This window comes from Amycolatopsis deserti, from assembly GCF_014653945.1.
GTDB classification, from domain to species: domain Bacteria; phylum Actinomycetota; class Actinomycetes; order Mycobacteriales; family Pseudonocardiaceae; genus Amycolatopsis_E; species Amycolatopsis_E deserti.
In genome coordinates this window covers 71185-91366 of the sequence record NZ_BNAU01000006.1, presented here as the reverse complement: position 1 = coordinate 91366, position 20182 = coordinate 71185, and the positions used below count along the sequence as shown (strand labels likewise).

General features: G+C 73.0%; 16 protein-coding genes. 6 read left to right on the top strand and 10 right to left on the bottom strand.

Going from position 1 to position 20182, the window contains the following annotated elements; translation table 11 throughout:
* Positions 1–80: 80 nt before the first annotated feature.
* Positions 81–1223, top strand: coding sequence for an erythromycin esterase family protein (locus IE290_RS24275; protein WP_191247000.1), 1143 nt, complete (start codon positions 81–83; stop codon positions 1221–1223).
* Here IE290_RS24275 and IE290_RS24270 read toward each other — a convergent pair.
* Positions 1220–1978, bottom strand: coding sequence for an SDR family NAD(P)-dependent oxidoreductase (locus IE290_RS24270; RefSeq protein WP_191246999.1), 759 nt, complete (start codon positions 1976–1978; stop codon positions 1220–1222). The two genes, IE290_RS24275 and IE290_RS24270, sit on opposite strands and share 4 nt — an antisense overlap.
* 156 nt (positions 1979–2134) lie before the next feature.
* Between IE290_RS24270 and IE290_RS24265 the strand changes: the two genes are divergently transcribed.
* On the top strand, positions 2135–3439 hold the full coding sequence (locus IE290_RS24265; protein ID WP_191246998.1) for a UDP-glucose dehydrogenase family protein: 1305 nt from the start codon (positions 2135–2137) through the stop codon (positions 3437–3439).
* A 1-nt stretch (position 3440) separates the two neighbouring features.
* On the opposite strand, the gene IE290_RS24260 is transcribed toward IE290_RS24265, so the two are convergent.
* The 3 genes from IE290_RS24260 to IE290_RS24250 are packed head-to-tail and all read right to left on the bottom strand — an operon-like array spanning position 3441 to position 6292.
* Positions 3441–4310, bottom strand: coding sequence for a VOC family protein (locus tag IE290_RS24260; RefSeq protein WP_191246997.1), 870 nt, complete (start codon positions 4308–4310; stop codon positions 3441–3443).
* Positions 4303–4827 carry an RNA polymerase sigma factor gene (locus IE290_RS24255; RefSeq protein ID WP_191246996.1) on the bottom strand — a complete coding sequence of 175 codons (525 nt, stop codon included), beginning with the start codon at positions 4825–4827 and terminating at the stop codon, positions 4303–4305. The genes IE290_RS24260 and IE290_RS24255 overlap by 8 nt, the downstream gene beginning before the upstream one ends.
* Positions 4828–4879: 52 nt before the next feature.
* Positions 4880–6292, bottom strand: a complete 1413-nt coding sequence (locus IE290_RS24250) for an MFS transporter (RefSeq protein ID WP_191246995.1) — start codon at positions 6290–6292, stop codon at positions 4880–4882.
* 101 nt (positions 6293–6393) lie between these two features.
* Between IE290_RS24250 and IE290_RS24245 the strand changes: the two genes are divergently transcribed.
* The 3 genes from IE290_RS24245 (at position 6394) to IE290_RS24235 (ending at position 9078) form a co-directional block, all read left to right on the top strand.
* Complete coding sequence (locus IE290_RS24245) at positions 6394–7248, top strand: helix-turn-helix transcriptional regulator (RefSeq protein WP_191246994.1); 855 nt, start codon at positions 6394–6396, stop codon at positions 7246–7248.
* Positions 7249–7336: 88 nt separating this feature from the next.
* A complete protein-coding gene (locus tag IE290_RS24240; RefSeq protein ID WP_191247414.1) occupies positions 7337–8413 on the top strand; it encodes a sensor histidine kinase in 1077 nt (358 codons plus the stop codon).
* A complete protein-coding gene (locus IE290_RS24235; protein WP_191246993.1) occupies positions 8410–9078 on the top strand; it encodes a response regulator in 669 nt (222 codons plus the stop codon). The genes IE290_RS24240 and IE290_RS24235 overlap by 4 nt, the downstream gene beginning before the upstream one ends.
* Positions 9079–9227: 149 nt before the next feature.
* Here IE290_RS24235 and IE290_RS24230 read toward each other — a convergent pair whose 3' ends face one another.
* The 5 genes from IE290_RS24230 to IE290_RS24210 are packed head-to-tail and all read right to left on the bottom strand — an operon-like array spanning position 9228 to position 16641.
* Positions 9228–11033: a glycosyltransferase family protein gene (locus tag IE290_RS24230; RefSeq protein WP_191246992.1), complete on the bottom strand. Its 1806-nt coding sequence runs from the start codon at positions 11031–11033 to the stop codon at positions 9228–9230.
* Positions 11030–11530: a hypothetical protein gene (locus IE290_RS24225; protein ID WP_191246991.1), complete on the bottom strand. Its 501-nt coding sequence runs from the start codon at positions 11528–11530 to the stop codon at positions 11030–11032. Before IE290_RS24225 ends, IE290_RS24230 begins: the two co-directional genes overlap by 4 nt.
* Complete coding sequence (locus IE290_RS24220) at positions 11527–13410, bottom strand: glycosyltransferase family 4 protein (protein ID WP_191246990.1); 1884 nt, start codon at positions 13408–13410, stop codon at positions 11527–11529. Before IE290_RS24220 ends, IE290_RS24225 begins: the two co-directional genes overlap by 4 nt.
* Entirely contained in the window at positions 13407–15470 is a 2064-nt protein-coding gene (locus IE290_RS24215) for a class I SAM-dependent methyltransferase (RefSeq protein ID WP_191246989.1), read from the bottom strand. The genes IE290_RS24220 and IE290_RS24215 overlap by 4 nt, the downstream gene beginning before the upstream one ends.
* 7 nt (positions 15471–15477) lie before the next feature.
* Entirely contained in the window at positions 15478–16641 is a 1164-nt protein-coding gene (locus tag IE290_RS24210; protein WP_191247413.1) for a hypothetical protein, read from the bottom strand.
* 175 nt (positions 16642–16816) lie between these two features.
* On the opposite strand from IE290_RS24210, the gene IE290_RS24205 reads away from it, so the two are divergent.
* Positions 16817–18451 carry a hypothetical protein gene (locus tag IE290_RS24205; protein ID WP_191246988.1) on the top strand — a complete coding sequence of 545 codons (1635 nt, stop codon included), beginning with the start codon at positions 16817–16819 and terminating at the stop codon, positions 18449–18451.
* Here IE290_RS24205 and IE290_RS24200 read toward each other — a convergent pair.
* Positions 18448–20157 carry a hypothetical protein gene (locus tag IE290_RS24200; protein ID WP_191246987.1) on the bottom strand — a complete coding sequence of 570 codons (1710 nt, stop codon included), beginning with the start codon at positions 20155–20157 and terminating at the stop codon, positions 18448–18450. The genes IE290_RS24205 and IE290_RS24200 overlap by 4 nt on opposite strands.
* Between the last annotated feature and the right edge of the window lie 25 nt (positions 20158–20182).

The following is a 20182-nucleotide window of genomic DNA, read 5'->3' as shown; positions in this document are numbered from 1 at the left end:
GTTGGAGACTTTACCCCACCTTCTCTGGGGAAACCGCTGGTGAAGTCTCAAACGTTGTTTCAAAGATACGATTGAGGCTCATGGATATTCGAGAACTCCTCAACCCGGCCGTCGACTTCCTGGCGCTCGGCGAGCCCACCCACCTGGAGTCGGCCTTCGCCCGGATCCGCAACGAGCTGTTCGCCGAGCTGGCCGATCTTGGGTTCGCCGGGATCGCCCTGGAGACCGATCGCGTCGCCGCGCTCACCGTGAACGACTACGTCCAGCACGGCGTGGGCACGCTCGACGCGGTGCTGCGCGACGGCTTCTCGCACCGCTTCGGCGAACTCGACACCAACCGGCGGCTGGTCGCCTGGATGCGCGAGTACAACGAAACCGCCGAGCGGCCCCTCGCCTTCCACGGCTTCGACGTCTCCACCGAGATGATGAACGCGCCCAGCCCGCGCCCCTACCTCGAACACGCCCGCGACTACCTCGGCCTGGACCACGACATCGCGAGCCTCACCGGCGACGACGAACGGTGGAGCCGCACGGAGGCGGTGATGAACGCGGCCTCCTCGCCCGGCGCCACACCGGAGGCCGACCGGCTCCGCGTGCTCGCCGACGACATGCTCGTCACCCTCCACGCGAGCGCGCCGATGCTGATCGCGGCGACTTCACGCGCCGCGTGGCACCGGGCCAGGATCCACCTCACCGCCGGTCTCGGCCTGCTGCGCTACCACCGGCAGGCCGCCGAACCCGTCGACGACACCGCGCGGTGGACCCGGATGAGCGCCTTCCGCGACGCGATGATGGCCCAGAACCTGCTCGACATCCGCGACATCGAGCGCGGTCCGGTGCTGGTCTTCGCGCAGAACCGCCACCTGCAGCGCAACGAGAGCCACATGCGCATGGGGCCGATGGACATGAACTGGTCCAGCGCGGGGGCGATCGTGTCGTCGCTGGTGGGTGAGCGGTACCGGCTGATCGTCGGCAGCCTGGGCCGCAGCAGGGCCATCGAGCTGGGTGAGCCGCGCCCGGAGACGTTCGAGGGCCTGCTGCAGCGGCGCATCGGCACCTGGGGTTTGGTGCCGGCGCGGGACATCGCGCCCGCGGACGTCCGCACCGACACCAACCCGATGCAGGGTTACTTCCCGCTGGACCAGGACACGGTGGACGGCGCCGACGCAATCCTGCACGTCAGCGCCGGCACCGACACCCAGGCCCTGGCGTTGCGTGGCTAGCGGGGAGCCATCCGCAGGGAGCCGTCCATGCGGATGACCTCGCCGTTGAGGTAGTCGTGCTCCACGATGTTCACCGCGAGCTGGGCGTACTCGTCTGGCCGGCCGAGGCGCTTCGGGAACGGCACGCCCGCCGCCAGGCCGGCCCGGAACTCGTCGGAGACCGTGGCCAGCATCGGGGTGTCGATGATGCCCGGCGCGATCGTCATGACCCGGATGCCGTGCGAGGCCAGGTCGCGCGCGGCGGGCAGGGTCATCCCCGCCACGCCGCCCTTCGAGGCGGAGTACGCGACCTGCCCGATCTGCCCGTCGAAGGCGGCGACCGAAGCGGTGTTGATGATGACGCCGCGCGCGCCGTCTTCGACGGGCTCGGTCTTGGCGATCGCCTCGGCGGCCAGGGTCGTCACGTTGAAGGTGCCGATCAGGTTGACCTCGACGACCTTGCGGAACAGGTTCAGGTCGTGGGTGCCCTTCTTGGACAGGATCCGCGCGGACGGCCCGATCCCGGCGCAGTTCACCACGACCCGCAGCGGCACCGAGCCGCCCGCGGCCTGCTCCACGGCGGCCGCCACCTGGTCACCGTCGGTGACATCCGCCTCGACGTAGGTGATGCCCTCGACCTTCTCCGCCTTTTCGATCCCGGCGGCGAGGTCCAGCGCGAACACGTGCGCGCCCCGCGCGGCGAGGGCCTTCGCCGTCGCCCCGCCGAGGCCCGACGCGCCACCGGTGACGATCGCGGCAGTGTCCTTGATCTGCATGAACGGTTCCTTCCGTGGCCGGCCACTCTGCTCTGCCCCGAGGTTAACGCTCGTTCGCGCGGCACTGGCGTGGCCCTCCTCACCCGTCGCGCGACGTATTCGGCGCGGACGACTTCCGTTAGGACTGCGGTCAACTCCGGCTGTCACCGTCGGCTCATGAGCGGAGCTCGCATCGTCGTGATCGGCACCGGATACGTCGGACTGACCACCGGGGCCTGCCTCGCCGCCCTCGGACACCAGGTGACCTGCGTGGACGTGGACGACGTCAAGGTGGCCCGGCTCGCCGCGGGACGGGTGGACATCCTGGAACCCGGCTTGGAGGAACTGGTCACGCGCGGGCTCGCGGCGAGAAGGCTGCGGTTCGTCGTCGGGTCGCGTGCCGCCGTGGCCGGTGCGGAAGCGGTCTACCTGTGCGTGCCGACGCCGATGGGCGCGGGCGGCGCCGCCGACCTGCGGGCCGTCGAAGCGGTGATCGCCGAGATCGCCGACGTCCTGCCGGCCGGGTGCGCGGTGGTCACCAAGTCGACCGTCCCGGTCGGCACCGCCCAGCGCATCCGCGCCCTGCTCGGCCGCGACGATATTCCGGTGGTCGCGAACCCGGAGTTCCTGCGCGAGGGCACCGCGGTCGGCGACTTCATGCACCCGGACCGGATCGTCGTCGGCTCCGACGACGAGGCCGCCGCCCGGCGCATCGCCGGCCTCTACCGCGACCTGTCCGCGCCGAACGTCATCACCGACGCGGCCAGCGCCGAGCTGGTCAAGTACGCGGCCAACTGCTTCCTCGCGATGAAGCTGTCCTACGTCAACGCGATCGCCGAACTGTGCGAGCGGCTGGGCGCGGACATCGTGTCGGTGACCGAGGGGATGGGCTACGACCGCCGCATCGGCCGGTCGTTCCTCAAGCCCGGCCCGGGCTGGGGCGGCTCGTGCCTGCCCAAGGACACGCACGCGCTGGTGCAGGTCGCCGAGTCCGTCGGGTTCGACTTCTCGCTGCTCACCGCGGCGATCGTGGAGAACATCGCGCAGCGGGACCGGATCGTCGCGAAGATCGCGGGTGCGGTGGGTGGCAGCCTGGCCGCCGCCCGGATCGGCGTGCTGGGCCTGGCGTTCAAGGCCGGCACCAATGACCTCCGCGATTCGCCCGCGCTGTCGGTCACCTCGATGCTCGCCGCGCACGGCGCCGAGGTCACCGCCTACGACCCGGCGGTGCGCGAGGCGTTGCCCGGCATGACCGTGGTCGACGACCCGTACCAGGTGGCCAAGGACGCCGACGCGATCGTGGTGCTCACCGAGTGGGCCGAGTTCACCAAGCTGGACTGGGGCTACATGGCGGACCTGATGCAGGGCGACGGGGTCGTGGACACGCGGAACCTGCTGGAACCGCGGACCATCCTCGACGCCGGACTGTCCTATGTGGGCCTCGGCCGGCGCCGTCCGGCACGCGTCGCCCTGCCGGGCTGAGTCACGGCTGCCAGAGCCAGAACTCGATGCCCTGGTTGTCCACGCAGTCGGCGGTCAGGCCGTAGGGCTTGCGCTCGACCTCGGTCACCTGGCCGCCGGCGGCGCGGACCCGCTCCACCGCGGCGTTGACGTCGTCCACGGCGTACATCAGCTTCCAGCCGACCTGCCGCGGCCCGCCCCACAAACCGCCCTCCAGGCCTGGGCCCTCGAACCGCCAGGCGCCCTCGACCGAACCGCGCGAGAACTGCCAGCCGAGCACGCTGCCGTAGAACGCCTTCGCGGCCTCGTCGTCGGGGACCTGGAACGTGAAGTACATGGCCTGGCCGTGCCGCGCGGTGTCCTGCCCGCTGGCCCGCACCGGCGCCTGGGCGAGCAGCCACCGCTGACCGAACGGATCGCGGATCGAGCCGGACCGGCCGTGCCCGCGGTCGTCGACCGGGTCGAGCACCTGAGCGCCCCGCTCGACGGCGCGTTCCACCGCGGCGTCCACATCGGACACCTCGATCCGGATGGTCGCGCCACCGGCGGCGGCGACGTGGCCGATCTCCGGGTATTCCTCGGCGAGCATGAGCACGCTGTCGCCGATCGCGACCTCGGCGTGCCCGATCCGGCCGTCCGGCATCACGATCGGGTCGCCGCGGCGCTGCGCGCCGAACACCTCCACGTAGAAGTCCAGGGCCCGCCGCGCGTCGGACACGGCGAGATACGGGGTCAGCGAGTGCAGTTCCGCCCGTACGGGTGCTTCCGTGCTGGTCATCTCTCCTCCGTTCAACACAGCGCGACGCAGGCGTTCGCGCAGCTCGGCGGCGAACCGCGGATCCGGGTCGACCGGCTGGACGGGGGCGCGGAGGGAGTCGAAGGGGTCAGTCATCACGCACCTCCTTCTCCCGGTAGGCGGCCCGGAACGCGGATCGCGCCCGGACCAGCAGCGCCTCGGTCGCGTGCACCGTGCGGCCCAGCAGCCGGGCGACCTCCGGCACCGGCAGCCCGTCCAGGTACCGCAACGTCAGCGCGGCCCGGTGGTGCGCGCCCAGCGACTCCAGCACCTCGCGGGCCAGCAGGGCGTCCAGTTCGGCGTCCCACGGGTCCACCGAATCGGCCTCCGCTTCGTGGACCACGCGCAGCCCGCGCTCTTCGCGTTCCCGCCGACGCCAGTGGTCGACCAGCTTGTGCCGGGCGACCCCGATGAGCCACGGCGTGCTCACCGGCGGCGCGCCCGGGTTGCGGCACGCGCTGACGGCGCCGAGGAACGTCTCCGAGGTCAGCTCCTCGGCCACGCCCCGGTCGCCGCAGCGCGCGAGCAGGTAGCCGTACACCTCCGGCAGCGCTGTCTCGTACAGGTCGAGCAGCGCGAAGGCCGGGTCCGGTCGTACCCGCGGTTCGCTCACACCCCCATCGTCGTCCGGGGCGGCACTGTTCCGACGCCTCTTCGCGGATTTTTCAGCCGCGCGGGTCCGGCAACCGGCGCGCGCTCATCGCCACGCCCACCATCATGATCGCCTGCACGCCGGTGACCAGCAGCAACGCGCCCTCCACGCCCCACGCGCCGGTCAGCGCGGCGAACAACGTGCCCAGCGTCGCGACCCCCAGCGCGAGCGAACTCTGCTGGGTCGTGGTGAGCATCCCGCTGCCCGCGCCCGCGCTGTCCGCCGGAACGCGGGACAGCACGACCCGGAACAGCGTCGGCCCGGCCAGCCCCTGCCCGGCGCCGGTCACCAGCATGCCGGGGGCGAGGGCGAGAAAGGTGACGTCCGGCCAGGACAGCAGCACCGCGCCGATCAACGCGAGCAGCCCGAGCACCTGCACGGTGACGCCGAGGACGATGACGTTGCGGCCGAGCCGCGCCACGAACCGGCTGCTGAGCAGGGACATCACCAGGAACGCGACGGCCATCGGGGTGAGCGCCAGGCCCGAGGCGAGCGGGCCGAGGTGCAGCCCGTCCTGCAGCACGAGGGCGTAGACGAACAGGAACCCGCCGAAGCCGACGAAGAACGGCACGGCGACGGACAGCCCGAGGCGCATGCTCGGCATCCGCACCAGCGATGGCGGCAGCAGCGGCGTCACCCCGCGCGCTTCGAGCCGCCGTTCCACGGTCACGAACGCCGCCGCGGCGAACGGGAACGCGGCGAGCAGCGCCCAGCACCACGCGGGCCAGCCCAGCGCGCGGCCCTCCATCAGCGGGACCAGCAGCGTGAGCAGGGCCAGACCGAGCAGGCCGGTGCCCCAGCCGTCGACGCCGAGCGGGTTGTGCGTCCGGGTCTCCGGCAGCAGGCGACGGGCCAGCACCAGGCCGAGCAGCCCGATCGGCACGTTGACCAGGAAGATCGGCCGCCAGCCGCTGCCGGCCAGGTCGGCGGACACCAGGACCCCGCCGAGGAGCTGGCCGACGACCATCGCGATGCCGCCGGTCGCGCCGTAGTAGCCGATCGTCCGGGAGCGTTGCTCGCCGGTCGTGGTGGCCTGGATGATGGAGAGCACCTGCGGCACCATCAGCGCGGCCGCGGCGCCCTGAGCGATGCGGGCGGCGACGAGTACCGTCGCGTTCGGCGCGAGGCCGCAGACCAGCGAGGTGACGGTGAACGCGGCCAGGCCGAGCGAGAACACGCGGCGGTGGCCGAGCGCGTCGCCGAGCCGCCCGCCGATGACGAGCAGCAGGGCGAAGGCGATGCCGTACCCGGCGACGATCCACTCCAGGGTGGCGGTGGTCGTGTGCAGGTCGGCGTTGATCGTGGGCAGTGCGACGTTGACGATGAACAGGTCGATGGGTGCCAGCGCCGCACCCAGCAGGACGGTGGCCAGGCCACCGCGGGTGAGGGACGGCCGGGTCTCGGCCGGCGCCAGGGTTGTCGTCATGAATCCCACGGTCGGCCCGCGCGGAACCTGGTACCAGTGTGTGGTTATCCAGGTATCGGGACTACCTGGTAACAGGTTCGCGGTCGTGCCAGTCTGGCAGCATGACCACCGCTGTGCGCGCGTCCGCCGACGAGATCCGCCGCGGCGAGCTGGCAGCGTTCCTGCGCAGCCGCCGCGAGCGGATCACGCCCGAGCAGGTCGGCCTGCCGGCGGGCGGCCGCCGTCGCACGCCGGGCCTGCGCCGCGAGGAGGTCGCGCAGCTCGCGGGTGTGGGGGTCACCTGGTACACGTGGCTCGAGCAGGGGCGTGACATCCACGCCTCGGAACAGGTGCTGAACGCGATCGCGCGCACGCTGCAGCTCGACCCGTACGAGCGCAGCCACCTGTTCACCCTCGCTGGCGCGCCCGAGCCGCCCTTGGAGAAGGACTGCAAGGTCGTCTCGCCGCAGATCAGGGCGATCCTGGACCAGCTGGAGCCGTTCCCCGCGGCGGTGCACAACGCGCGCACCGACATCCTCGCCTACAACGGCACCTACAACTGGCTGATGGACGTGGACAGCGTGCCGTTCGAGGAGCGCAACTCGATGCTGCTGGTCTTCACGAACCCCCGCTGGCGGTCGCGGTTGCGCGACTGGGCGGACGGCATGCCGCGATCGGTGGCGCAGTTCCGCGCGTCGATGGCCGAGCACATCGCCGAGCCGGGCTGGAAGGAGCTGGTCAAGCGGCTGCGCCGGGAGTCCCCGGAGTTCGAGGCGCTGTGGAACCAGCACGACGTCCAGCCGATGCGCAACCTCACGAAGGTCTTCGTGCACCCCGAGGCCGGCCTGCTGAGCTTCGACTACACGCACCTGTGGTTCGGCCGCCGCTCGGAGGTCCGCCTGACGACCTACACACCCGCCGACAGCGAGACGGCCGCCAAGCTGGAGGCCCGCGCCTCGGTACCGCCGCAGTCGTAATCCAAGAGCCGCTTTTCGACGGACGCGCCGCGCTGCCGTCTGCCGTAGCTTCGGGGACGTGCGTGATCCGCGCCGGTGGCCGGCCTTCGTGGACGTGGGGCTCACCCTTGTCCCGCTGGCGTTCGTCCTCGGGGTGACCACCGTGGCCGGCCGGTTCCAGCGCGATCCGCTCGACCTGCCCGGCTACCTGTGGCTCACCGCCGCCGCCCTGCCGCTGGTCGCCGTGCGGCGGTATCCGTTGCCGGTTTTCGTCGTCACCGCCGCGCTGACCTGGGTCTACTACAGCTCGGACCAGCCGGGCGGGCCGGCGATCGTGGTGCCGACCGTCGCGTTGTTCGTGCTCACCCGCGTCCGGGGTCCGCTCGTCGCGGGTGTCGCCGGGGCGGTCGTCATCGTCGCCGGGTTGGTCGTCTACCTCGCCCGCGGTGGCGAACTCGTGCTCGACGCACGGGCCGGGTTGTTCGTCGTCTGGCTGGTGGCCGTCGTCGGCATCGGAACCGCCGTGCGCAACCGGGTCGCGGCCAAACGCGCGGCCGAGCAGGAGGCGGCCGAGCGGCAGTCCCGCCTGGCCGAGCAGGAGCGGCTGCGCATCGCCCGCGAGGTGCACGACGTCGTCGCGCACAGCCTGGCCATGATCAACGTCCAGGCCGGCGTCGCGGTGCACGTCGCGGACCGGCGGCCGGACCAGGCCGTCGCCGCGTTGCAGGCGATCAAGGAGGCCAGCGCCGCCGCGCTCGCCGACCTGCGCGCCACCGTCACCGTCCTGCGCTCCGGCCACGGCCTCGGACCCGCGCCCAGCCTGCAGCAGCTCGACGAGCTGCTCGACCACACCCGCGCGACCGGCCTCACCGTCCGCGTCCACGGCTCGCCCGGCGACCTGCCCGCCCCGGTCGACGGCGCGGCCTACCGGATCCTGCAGGAGTCGCTGACCAACGTGGTCCGGCACGCCAACCAGCCCCGCACGGTCGACATCCGGTTCGCGCGGCACGACGGCCGGTTCTCCCTCGTGGTGCGGGACGACGGCCGCGGCGCGGAGACGCCCACCATCGGCAACGGCTTGCGCGGCATGCAGGAGCGGGCCGCCACGCTCGGCGGCAAAGCCGAGGCCCGCGTGGTCGACGGCGGCTTCGAGGTCCGTGCGGAACTACCCCTGGAGGAGTCATGATCCGGGTCGTGCTCGCCGACGACCAGGCGCTGGTGCGCGCCGGGTTCCGCGTGCTGCTGGAGACCGAGGACGGGTTCGAGGTCTGCGGCGAGGCCGCGGACGGCGCGCAAGCGCTTGCGCTGGCCCGGGAACACCGGCCGGACGTGGTCGTCATGGACATCCGGATGCCCGGCGTCGACGGCCTCACCGCGACCCGCGAGATCACCGGCGACCCGGAGCTGGAAGGCGTGAAGGTCCTGGTCCTGACCACCTTCGACGTCGACGAGTACGTCTTCCAGGCGTTGCGCGCGGGCGCCAGCGGGTTCCTGCTCAAGGACACCGACCCGGTCGAACTGCTCCACGCGCTGCGGGTGGTCGCCTCCGGCGAGGCGCTGCTCGCGCCGACCGTCACCCGCCGCCTGATCAGCGAGTTCGTCGGCCGCCCGGAGAACCGGCGCGTCGACACCGGCGCGGTCCGCCAGATCACCGACCGGGAACGCGAGGTGCTGGCCCTGGTCGCCGGCGGGCTGTCCAACGACGAGATCGCCGCGCAGTTGGTGATTTCCCCGGCCACCGCGCGCACGCACGTCAGCCGCATCATGACGAAACTCGGCGCGCGCGACCGCGCCCAGCTCGTGGTGCTCGCCTACGAGTCCGGCTTGGTCACCCCGCGCGGCTCACGGTGACGCAGCACCACCACCAGCCGCACCAGGAACACCACGCCGAGCAGGCCGACGAGGCCGATCTGCATCCACATCCCGGGCCTCCTTCCCGCCCTCGATGCTCTGCTCAGTAGGCGCGCGAGGGTGGGAGGAGGTTGCGTGACACGCCGATCTCACCCGATGGGGGCGACCGGCTCACCTGCGAGGATGCGCGTCAGCGACCAGACGCGGTGCGGGTCGAGGTCCACCGGGCGGGGCGCCGGATCGGGCCGCAGCCGGCTCAGCAGGACCTGCTGGACCAGCGCGGTCGGCACGCCGCGGGTGGCCAGCCGCCGCCAGAAGACGTGGTCCTCCAGCCCGTCGGCCAGCGGATCCTCGGTCCAGCCGCCGAAGGAGTCGAGCAGCTCGCGGCGCACCAGGTACCCGCTGCCGAGGTAGGGCAGCTCGGCCAGCCGGCGCTCCTCCGGCGGCAGCGCGGCGACCAGGCCCTCGATCGGGTCGGCGACCGGGCAGTGCACCACGTCGACGTCGGCGGACGCGGCGACCAGCCGTTCCAGCAGCCGACGCATGGCCCGCATCCCGCCGTCGAGCACCAGCAGCCACGGCGCGGACGAGCGCTCCAGCAGCTGGTTGCGGGTGTAGCCGCGGCCCAGCGGCAGCTCGTGGCGCAACAGGTCAGCCGGTCGGGGAGCGGGCCGCGGTGCGACGCCGTCCTCGCCGACCAGGATCCGGCGCGGCAGCACGGTGCCGGCGAGCAGGTCGCGCACCAGCGGGTCCGGATCCGGTTCACCCGGACGACGGACCAGCAGCACGTCGACATCGGCCCGCTCGGCGTCCGGGAACACGGTCGGCACCACCGCGGGCAGCCATTCCACCCCGGACGTGCGGCGCGCATCCACCGTCTGCTGACCCATCCGGGTGGCCAGCGGCGGGTTCTCCGACGGGGCGCCGAGCGACCGGGTGCCGGCGAACCGCACGTCCCACGACGGGGTGTCGATCGCCATCGGCCGCGGCGGCTCCGGCGCGGAGGTCTCGGACGGCGGCGGGCTCGCGGGCACCCCGGGCGAGGCGGTCAGCACCCGTTCGGCCAGCTCGACCAGCGTCTTCGCGGACGCCAGCGGGTCCAGAGCGGTGCGCACGAACTCGTAGGCGGCCATCCGCAGGTCGCGCTCCCGCTGCGGGTCCGCGGCCAGGGCCGCCGCGGCCGCGCCCAGCGACTCCGGCCGCGTGACGACCAGGTGCGTGCCGGACACCAGCGGCGCGAGGTCCGTCGACGGCTCGGTCAGCACGACGCAGCCGTTGCACAGCGCCTCCAGCACCCGCACCCACTCCAGCGCGCGCGACCGCTCGCGGTGCAGGTTGAGCAGGAACCGCGAGTTCGCCAGGTGCGCGAACTTCGCCTCGCCGGGCAGGAAGTCGACCCGCTGCGGGCCCATCGGCTCGTGCGGCGGGGTGAGCAGCCGGACGCGCAGGTCCGCCAGGTCCGATGCGTAGGACGCGAGCAGCATCGACCGGCGCCGCTCGGCCGTGCCGAGGTAGGTCACGTCGATCTCGCGGGCGCTGTCCGGGTCGCCGCCCCACGCGTCCCACAGCGGCGAGTAGCCGAGCTGGAAGTGCTCGACCGGGATGCCGCGGCGGCGCAGCTCGGCGGTGGAGTCGTGGTTGATGTCCACCGCGCCGGCCAGGGTCGGCACCAGCGACGCGCTGCGCTCGAACGTCGCCGTGCCCGGGTGTTCGACGCAGAACGCGATCGTGCGGCGGCGCTGCTCCTCGGTCGGCTGGTCGGCCTCCGGGGTCACCACGAAGTACTCGTGCGGCACCACGACGTAGACGGTGTCGGCGTCCGCGTCCGGGTAGCGGCCGGTCGCCGTGGTCGCGCGGAACCCGGCGCGGCGCACCGCGTCGGCGACCACCTCCAGCAGCTCGGCCATGAACCCGGAGCCGCCGGTCGCGGACACGAAGCAGAGCTGGACGGTCATGAAGTCCGCCGCCGCACGGCCCGTAGCGGCGCGGTGACCCGCCAGCTCACCGTCGCCCGCGTCGCGTCCAGTTCCCGCGCCAGCTCGGCGGCCCGCTGCTCGGCGGCGAGCGTCCCGCTCTCCGCGACCGGCGCCTCGGCCGGAACCGCGCCGGAGAGCTGCAGCTCGGCGTCCAGCAGCCGCAGCCGCAGCCGGTCCCGCTCGGCGCGGGTCTCGGCCAGCTCGGCGCGCAGCGAATCGCGTTCGGCGCGCGCGACCAGCACGTCCCGCGCCAGCGCGTCGGCCTGCTCGGCGCGTTCGGTGACGCCGGAGAGCTTCTCGACCTGCTTCACCAGCTCGTCGCGGTGCCGGGCCAGCTCACGGATCTGCAGCTCGGACTCGCGCAGCTCGGTGCGCAACCGTTCGCGCTCCTCGGTGAACGCGACCCGCTCGGCGCGCAGCCGGGTCAGCTCGGCTCGCACCGCACCGGGAAGCTCATCGGGCAGCTCGTCGGTCATCCCCGCTCCTTCACCAGCTCGGCGAGCACGTCGGCGTACTCGGCGGCGTAGCCCGCCGGGTCCAGCCAGCCGTGCAGCTTCTCGTAGGCGGCCGCGGCGATCACGCGCCGCCGGTCCGCCGGGGTGTCCAGGGCGCGCAGCAGCGCGACGGTGAGCGCGTCCGCGTCGTTGGGCTCGAACAGCCAGCCGCTGTGCCCGTCGGTGATCATCTCGCGTGCGCCGAACACGTCGCTGGCCACGACCGGCAGGCCGCAGCACACGGCCTCCAGGATCGACCGCGGCAGCGACTCCACGTCGGAGCTGTTCACGAACAGGTCCGCGGCCTCGAACCACGGTGTCGGATCGCGCTGGATCGGCACCAGGTCGACCCAGTCGGTCAGCCCGCTCCGCTCGGTGAACTCGGCCAGCGCCAGCCCGTACGGCGACGGGTGGTGGCCGACGATGCTCAACCGGATCCCCGGGTGCGCGCGGCGGACGCGGTCCATCGCGCTGATCAGCAGACCCTGGCCCTTGCGTGGCTCCAGCACACCGACGTTGAGCAGCAGCGTGGTGTCCTCCGGAATCCCGAGCTTGCGCCGCGCCGCGCGACGGTCGCGTTCGGACACCTGGCCGCCGTAGCTGACCATCGGCGTGCCGTAGCGGATCGTGCGGCAGCGCTCCGGGCTGGAGAACGGCAGGAACATCTCGCGGGTGGCGTCGGCGACGAACAGCAGCCGGTCAGCCTCGCGCAGCGTGCGCACCCAGCGGTCGCGCACCGGCGGCAGCAGCCCGGCCGGACCCCAGTTCTGGTAGGAGAAGTCGTTGAGGTCGAAGCTTTCGTGCAGCACCCACGCGGTCGGCAACCCGGCCCGGATCGCCGCGTCCGCGCCGGGGAACGCGCCGAGCGTGTTGACCAGCGCGACCGAGGCATCGGTGCCGCGCGCGAACTGGGCCAGCTCGGCGATGTGCCCTTCGTAGGACGCGACGTCGTGCACCCGGTACGGCGAGGTCAGGTGCACGTCGATGCCGTGCGCCTCGCAGTCGGCGCGCAGTTCGCCGTCCAGTTGCGTGATCACGGTGATGTGCCAGCCGTGCCGGGTCGCGAGCCGGTCCAGCAGTTCCTGCAACCACAACTGCCCGCCGCCGACCGCGAGGCTGTGCGTGAACACCAGCACGTGCCGCGGATCGGTGGTGCCGCGCGGGCGGGTCAGCGCCTTGCGCGTGCGTTCCGCGAGGTGGGCGGCCAGCTTGACATCGGCGTCCTCGGCGGCGGGGTTGGAGAGCACGACCTCGCGCGCCTCGGAGGTCCACTCGCCGGACAGCTCGCCCCGGACGCGCACCCGCACCGACAGCGCGCGGTCCTCCCCGGCGGGCAGGTCGATCGGCACGCGCGCCTCGAACCCGCTGACCCCGGCGTCCGGGAAGTCCGGCAGGTGGTCGGCCACGTCCGGCCGCGGCAGGCGGGTGCGCGCGCGGACCGGTTCGCCGCCGTCGACCAGGACCTCGACCAGCGACGGCGCCCGCGAATCGAGCAGCACCCAGCCGCGCACGAACACCACGTCGCCCTGCGGGTTGTCGCCGTGCTTGGGAGTGTCGATCTCGTACAGCCGCAGCGGTTCCTCGTCGCCGAACCGGCCGACCTCGACGACGGCGCTGGTCAGCACGTCACCGTTCACGGCGCGGACCACGACCTCGTGCCGTCCGGTCGGCACCGGGTCCGGGGTGCGGATCAGCAGACCGGTGGTGCCCGGCGGTTCGGTGCCCGTGTCGTGACGGCGCACCTCGGCCTCGGACGCTCCGATGTGGACGGTCACACCGTCGCCCGCGGTGACCCAGCCGCGCAGCTCGAACAGGTGCCCCACCGGCCGTCCCGGCCGCACCAACCCGGCCGCTGTGTTCATCGTCCCGCCTTCAACGTCTCTTCGGCGTCCTTGACCAGGATCAGCACGTCCTGGTGGCCGTCCCAGCCCGCCTCGACATACCCGGCCAGGCGTAAGCGCGGGGTGAGGACGTGCCCGGCCACCCACTCCGGCGTGCTCAGCGAGATGCCGTACCCGGGCTGGCCGGGGTAGTCGGCGTAGCCGAACCCGCGGTCACGGTAGTCCGCCAGGACGCGAGCGTGGTCCTCGGTCGTCAGCCCGTATTCGCCGCCGTTGCCCATGCGCCACGCGACGCGGCGGCCGTGCGTGGTCACCACCGCCACCCCGCCCGGGGCGAGCGCGCGCTCGAAGTAGCCGAGCAGCGCGTCCCACGCCGCGATGTCCAGGTGCGTCAGCACCGAGCCGGACCAGATCAGGTCGATGTCGCTGACCTGCGGGATCTCCTCGATGCGCACCGACGCGGGCAGCCCGATCGCGCCGAAGAACCGCACGCAGTGCTCGACGCCGTCGAGTTCGATGTCGGAGGCGACCAGTTCGGCGTCCGGGAACGCGGCCCGGAACGTGCGCAGCACCCGGCCGTAGCCGCAGCCGAAGTCGAGCACCCGCCGCGGCGCCGGCCGTCCGGCGGCCTGCAGCCCGAGCAGGCACGCGCGCAACGCCTGCCCGGCCACCGCGAAGTAGTGCTCGGTGTTGCCGCGGAACATCGAATCGCCGGGCGCGATGATCCGGTCGACGCGCGCCATCGTGCGGGCGACCTGCGCGTCCAGTTCGGTCGGTCCGGCGGCTCGTTGCCCGGATTCTTCGGCGAGACGGCGGCGCCAGGCCAGGCGCATCGCGTCCCGCTCGTGGTCCAGACCGGGCCCCGCGGTGATACCGCAGCGGCGGATCGCCTGGAACTCCGCCTCGCGCTCGGCGGCCTCGTCGACGAACGCGGTCGGCCGGTCGAGCAGGACACCGAGCCACGCGGCCAGGTCCCGCACCGTGGTGCCGGGCGCGGCACCGGTCCAGCCCGCCCGGGCCAGCTCGTCGGCGAGCAGCAGCAGGCCGCGGTCGATCACCTGCTCGGCGGTCGTCCCGGCGTGCTCCCACTCCAGGTCGATCGCCCGCGGCGGGTCGGTCGCCAGCACGTTGGCCGGGACCAGGTCCCACGACGGGTTCGCGCGCACCAGGTCCGCCCACGCGGTCAGCAGCTCCGCCGCGCGCCACGGCTGCTCGATCAGCACTTCGGGCAGGGCCGGGGCGTCCACCACGACGTCCGTCCACTCGCGCACGGCGACCGGGCCGGGTTCCTGCGGCAGCAGGGGAGTGCGGTGGATTTCGTCGCCGACCACGTCCGCCCGGGTGCACCAGCGGGCCGCGCGGTCGGTGTTGAAGTAGGTGGCGAGCACGTCCGCCGGCCACAGATGGACGGCGGGCTCCCCCGCCGAGGCGAGGAACAGCAGACTGTCCACGGTGTCCAGTCCCAGCCCGCCCTCGACCAGCTCGGCCCAGCGCTCGTCCCGGCCGGCCAGCTCGATCGCCAGCCGCGGATGCCGCTCGAGCAGCTCCGCGGTGATCACAGCACGCGTGACGCGGTGATCGGGCAGGCAGCCGAGTACTTTGTGGACGGTCAGCCCGGCCCCGGTCAGCTGCCGCTCCCAGTGGCGGCGCGACTGCCCGCCCGGCCGGCTCAGACCCAGTCGGTTCGGCACCACCAGGCACAGGACACCACCCGGCTTCAGCCGGTCCGCGTGTTCGACATCGGACGCGACCACCAGGTCGTAGCGCTCATCGGGGACCTCGTCGAGCACCCGCACGCCCGGCAGATCGGCGGTCCGGGCCCGCACGACCTCCGCGTGGTCCGTCTCGACCGCGTCGACCCGCGCCACCCGCTCACCGAGGTACCGCGTCACCGCGCCGTACCCCGCGCCCACCTCGAGCACGTGCGCGTCCGGCGGCAACCGGAGCGCCCGCAGCACGTTCGCCCGGCCGTGGTCGAGCTGGTCCCGCTCGGCCGGCGCCAGCGCCGCGAAGTGCAGCTCGTCGGACAGCGCGGTGTGGTCGGCGGCGTGGCGGATGATCTCGGCGACCAGGTCGCTCATGCCACGATCAGCCCGCCGGATAGGGCAGCAGCATCGAGCGGACGGTCCGCTGGTAGGCGCCCGACAGGGCGGCCTCGTCGGCCAGGTCGCCCTGGGTCACGTTGACGCGGATCAGGTTGTTGCCCGACACCCAGGTGCCCCGGTACACGATCGGCGAGGCGACCAGCTTGTGGAACACCACCTGCGGCGGGATGTTCGGCAGCTGGTCGTTGATCAGCACCAGGCCGTTGCGGACGTAGTACTGGCGCAGCTGGCCGGCGAGCGCGGTCGCGGTGGCCGAGCTGTCCAGCGGGATGACCGTCACCGAGATCTTCTCGTTGCCCGGGCCGCTGGCGTCCGGCTGGCGCTGCGAACCGCGCCAGGCGACCTCGTCCACCGAGCGGCCGCTGAGCAGCGCGGCCTCGCCGGAGTCCATGATCCCCAGGTCGACCAGCCGGGTGACCGGCAGCAGACCGCTCTGGCCGTCCGCGGTGCCCTCGGTCGGCGGGATCTTGTCCAGCAGCGCCTGGTTGGGCGAGTTGCTCGCGGCGCTGGAGGTGGCCGGGGCCTGCGTGGTCGTCGGGCCGGCCTGGTCGTCGTCACCGCCCGAGGTGGTGAGGAAGATCGTCAGACCCGCGGCGACCAGCACCACGACGACCGCGAGCGAGATCCAGACGACCTTGCCCTTGCCCTTGGACGGCTTGTCGTCGAACGCCTCCGGACCCTGCGCGACCGGGCTGATCGGCGGGAAGTCCGAGCCGCCCCACGGCGGGCTCACGTCGGACTCCGGCGCGTTCCACGGCTGCTGCACCGGCTGCGGACCGGACTGCGGGAAACCGCCCGGCGGCGAGGCCGGGAAGCCCGCGGGCGGCGACTGCGGCGCGGGCGGGTTGGCCACGTACTGGGTGCGCTCCGGGTCGGCCGGCGGCCGGGCCTGCCAGTTCGGCGAGACGGCCTGCGTCGGCTCGGCGGAGAAGTTCTGCGGCTGGGACTGCTGCGGCGTGCCCTGCGGCGGGCTGATCGGCGCGATCACCTGCGTCGAATCGGCGGAGTTGTCCTGCTGCGGGGGCTGCTGCGGCTGCGGTGTGTTCTCGCTGTAGGACACCGCGGACGAGAGCACCTGGTCCCGGCGGATGCGGTAGTCGTCCGCGGAGAGACGTCCCGAGGCAAGCTCTTCGTCCAGCTTGCGCAACTCCTCCTGCCAGGACACCCGGTAGCCCCCTAATCTGCTCTGGACGAGGCGGAACGCGTCCGCCGGATAGCGCTACGGTGACGACGCACATTGTGCACGCCTACCCTGCTCATCGCCGGTGAGGGTCGTTTCGTGACCTTGTTCTGCGAGGCTTTTGGATCGAGGAGGGGGCGTAATGGCGGCACGCTGGCCCGCCGTGGCCGCGGTCGCCGGGGGTACCGCGCTCATCGGCCTGCACGGGTGGTCGTACGGGAACTGGATCAACGACGACGCGGCGATCACGTTCGCGTACGCGCGTGACCTGGTCGACGGCGCGGGGCCGGTGCTCCAGCCCGGTGCGGAGCCGGTCGAGGGGTTTTCCAACCCGGCCTGGCTCGTCCTGTTGATGCTGGGCAAGGTGCTGCGGCTGTTCGACACGGGCGCGATCTTCGGCGTGCCCGATTACGTGCTGTTCCCGAAAGCGCTCGGATTGGCGTGTTGCGCGGGAATTCTCGCGGCGTGCCACTTCGCGGTGAAACGCGTCACGCGGTGGGCCTGGCTGGTGACGTTGTTCGCCGGCGGGTTGCTGGCTGCGATCCCGTCGTTCGTGATCTGGTCGCTGTCCGGGTTGGAGAACCCGCTGTATGCGCTGGCAGTGGCGTGGCTCGCGGCGCTGCTGTTCGCGGCCGTCGCGGACAGGCGGGTGCAGTTCCTGCGGGTCGGCCTTGCCGCCGGTCTGCTGGCCGTGCTGGCGGCGCTGACCAGGCCGGACGGCGCGATCTTCGTGGTGGCCTACCCGCTGGTGGCGCTGGTGTTCGCGCGGCGGTGGCGGGTGCTGGTGCCGGCTGGGGTGTCGGTGCTGGCGTTCGCGGTGCCGTATGCCGGCTACCTGCTGTGGCGGCACGCGGAGTTCGGGCGGTGGGTGCCGAACACGGCGGTGGCGAAGAACCAGCAGCCGCCGTCGCTGGCGAACGCCGGGCGCGTGGTGGAGCCGGTGGAGTACCTGGGCTGGCCGGTGGTGCTGGCCGGGCTGGTGACCGTGGCGCTGGCGTTGTGGCTGGTCCCGACGCTGCGGCGGCCGCTGGTCGCGTGGCTGGTGCCGCTGGTGCTGGCGCTGGCCGCGTACTGCGTGCTCAACCCGGAGCCGGGCGGCGAGTTCCGGTTCGCGACTCCGTTGTGGACGATGGCGGCGCTGGTCGCGGCGCTGACGGCGGTCGAGGTGATGCGGGCGCTGTCGGTGCGGTGGCGGGCGGTGCTGGCGGTCGTGCTGGTGGCGGCGGCCGTGCCGAGCGCGCCCGCGCTGGCCGATTCCGGTCGCGGCTTCGCGAGCGGGCCGGTGGTGCCGCTGTGCCAGATCGCGGAGCGGTACGGGCGGCTGTTCAACGGGTACGCGGACACGATCGGCCTGCGCGAGGGTTCGGTGCTGCTGCCGGACGTCGGCGGAACCGCGCTGACCAGCCGGTTGCGGGTGGTGGACTCGGTCGGGCTGGCCGACGCGCGCATCGCGGACCTGGTGTCCGCGGGCGATTTCGCGGGGCTGCGGGACCACGTGTTCGACGAGGCCAAGCCGACGTTCATCCACACGCACGTGCCGTGGAGCGACCTGACGGGGCTGACGTCGGACGCGCGCCTGGCCGTCGACTACGCCGCGGTGGTGCTGGACCGGACGGGCAAGAACGGCGACTGGGTGCGGTTGGACGCCCTCGACGGCGACGACCTGGTGAACCTGCGCGCGTACGCGCGGGTGACCGTGCCGCGGGTGGAGGCCGAGCGGGCCGCGTCCGTGACCGGCCGGTGCGGTGACGTGCTGCGGCCCGGCCAGGTGCCCTAGTTCGGCGGGAGGGCGGTGGCCAGGGAGGTCTTGGTCTGGGCGAGGCGTTCGGCCAGGGCGGCCGGGTCGCCGTCGAGGCCCTGGGAGACCCAGATCGCGACGGCGTAGCTGCCCGAGGTGTACCACGTGCCGCTCATCTGACCGGCCGAGTTGCTGCCGGTGACGGCCTTGGCGTCGGTGGAGCCGGAGGGGACGGTCTGCAGGCCGGCGGTGAGGGAGTGCTCGTAGAGGCCGCGGGTGATCGTGGCGGCGGCGGCGGGCGAGCCGGCGGGGACGACCAGGACGAGGTAGCCCTGCGGGCCCTGCGCGGAGCCGCGGAAGATTACCTGGCCGGCGCCGTTGTCCTTGAAGAGCTGGCCTTCCTCGCGGGAGTACAGCTTGAGGTCGATGCCCTGTTCGACGGTCAGGGTGCCGTTGTTGGCGCTCGGGGTGCCCGGCAGGGTCGGCAACCGAGCCTCGACGGCCTCCGGCGAGCTGGCGCCGGAGGTGGTCGGCTGGGCGGTCGTGGTGGTGGTGTTCTGGTCGCGCAGGAACCACACGCCGGCGGCGACCAACGCGATCACGACGACGACGCCGAGGGTGATGAACAGCCAGGTCGGCCTGCGCTTCGGAGGAGCCTGGAGACGCGGCGCCGGGTCGAAGGGGAGTGGCGCTTGCTGGGGCGCGTGCAGGGGAGGCGGCGGAGCCATGCTGGGCAGGGCCCGGGCCGGCGGCGGCACGGGGTTGGTGATGACGGTGGGCGCGTCCTCGAGGGAGGGAAAGCGCATCGAGTCGGTGGCGCGCTCGTCGGCCGGGCTGGGGGCGCTGGTGGGCTTCTTGGTGGCGAGCAACTGCGCCGAGATGCTCTGCGTGGGGCCCTCCTCGGTGGCGAGGGCACTGGCCTGCGCCGGGGTCTCGACCTGCTCCGCCTGGCCCGGCGCCTGCGCCTGGGCAGCCCCGGCGGGATTCAGCCCACCCTGCGGCTGGCTCTGCCCGAAGGGCGCCTGCTCCTGCCCGCCGTGCGCCTGCCCTTGGGCAGCCCCGGCCGGACCCTGCCCACCCTGCGGCTGGCTCTGCACGATGGGCGCCTGCTCCTGCGCGCCGTGCGCCTGCCCTTGGGCAGCCCCGGCGGGACCCTGCCCACCCTGCGGCTGGCTCTGCGCGATGGGCGCCTGCCCTTGGGCAGCCCCGACCGGACCCTGCCCACCCTGCGGCTGCGCGTGGCCTTGCCCGGCCTGCGGCTGCCCCTGGGCAGCCTCGGCGGGGTCCTGCCTACCCTGCGGCTGACCTTGCCCGGCGTGCACCTGCTCGTGCCCGCCGTGCGCCTGTCCCTGAGCAGCCCCGGCCGGGCCCTGCCCACCCTGCGGCTGGCCTTGCCCGGCCTGCCCGTGCCCGGCGGGCGCCGGACCCTGCCCCGGCGCGCCATGCGGCTGAGTCACCCCGTCGTACGGCGCCTGCCCCGGCACGCCTCCGGGTTGCGTCACCTGACCCTGCGCCGGCCACGGAGCCTGCCCCGGCTGCGGCGCGAACCCCGGATTGGCCGGATTCGCACTCTGCCACTGGGGCGCCCCGTCAACCCGCCCCCGCGGCGACGACACCGAGGCCGGAGCGACATTCCCAGACGCGGCGGCGAGCAGCTCGTCCCGCATCTTGCGGTGCTGGTGCTGGGTGATGGTGCCGTTGGCGAGCTCAGCGTCCAAACGGCGCAGCTCATCCTGCCAACTCATCCCGGGGCTCCTCGGTCAACTTGCG

Coding starts and splice junctions, on each gene's coding strand:
- IE290_RS24275 (WP_191247000.1), top strand. CDS start 81: ATGGATATTCGAGAACTCCTCAACCCGGCCGTCGACTTCCTGGCGCTC.
- IE290_RS24260 (WP_191246997.1), bottom strand. CDS start 4,310: ATGACTGACCCCTTCGACTCCCTCCGCGCCCCCGTCCAGCCGGTCGAC.
- IE290_RS24235 (WP_191246993.1), top strand. CDS start 8,410: ATGATCCGGGTCGTGCTCGCCGACGACCAGGCGCTGGTGCGCGCCGGG.
- IE290_RS24215 (WP_191246989.1), bottom strand. CDS start 15,470: ATGAGCGACCTGGTCGCCGAGATCATCCGCCACGCCGCCGACCACACC.
- IE290_RS24265 (WP_191246998.1), top strand. CDS start 2,135: ATGAGCGGAGCTCGCATCGTCGTGATCGGCACCGGATACGTCGGACTG.
- IE290_RS24250 (WP_191246995.1), bottom strand. CDS start 6,292: ATGACGACAACCCTGGCGCCGGCCGAGACCCGGCCGTCCCTCACCCGC.
- IE290_RS24230 (WP_191246992.1), bottom strand. CDS start 11,033: ATGACCGTCCAGCTCTGCTTCGTGTCCGCGACCGGCGGCTCCGGGTTC.
- IE290_RS24225 (WP_191246991.1), bottom strand. CDS start 11,530: ATGACCGACGAGCTGCCCGATGAGCTTCCCGGTGCGGTGCGAGCCGAG.
- IE290_RS24220 (WP_191246990.1), bottom strand. CDS start 13,410: ATGAACACAGCGGCCGGGTTGGTGCGGCCGGGACGGCCGGTGGGGCAC.
- IE290_RS24270 (WP_191246999.1), bottom strand. CDS start 1,978: ATGCAGATCAAGGACACTGCCGCGATCGTCACCGGTGGCGCGTCGGGC.
- IE290_RS24200 (WP_191246987.1), bottom strand. CDS start 20,157: ATGAGTTGGCAGGATGAGCTGCGCCGTTTGGACGCTGAGCTCGCCAAC.
- IE290_RS24205 (WP_191246988.1), top strand. CDS start 16,817: ATGGCGGCACGCTGGCCCGCCGTGGCCGCGGTCGCCGGGGGTACCGCG.
- IE290_RS24245 (WP_191246994.1), top strand. CDS start 6,394: ATGACCACCGCTGTGCGCGCGTCCGCCGACGAGATCCGCCGCGGCGAG.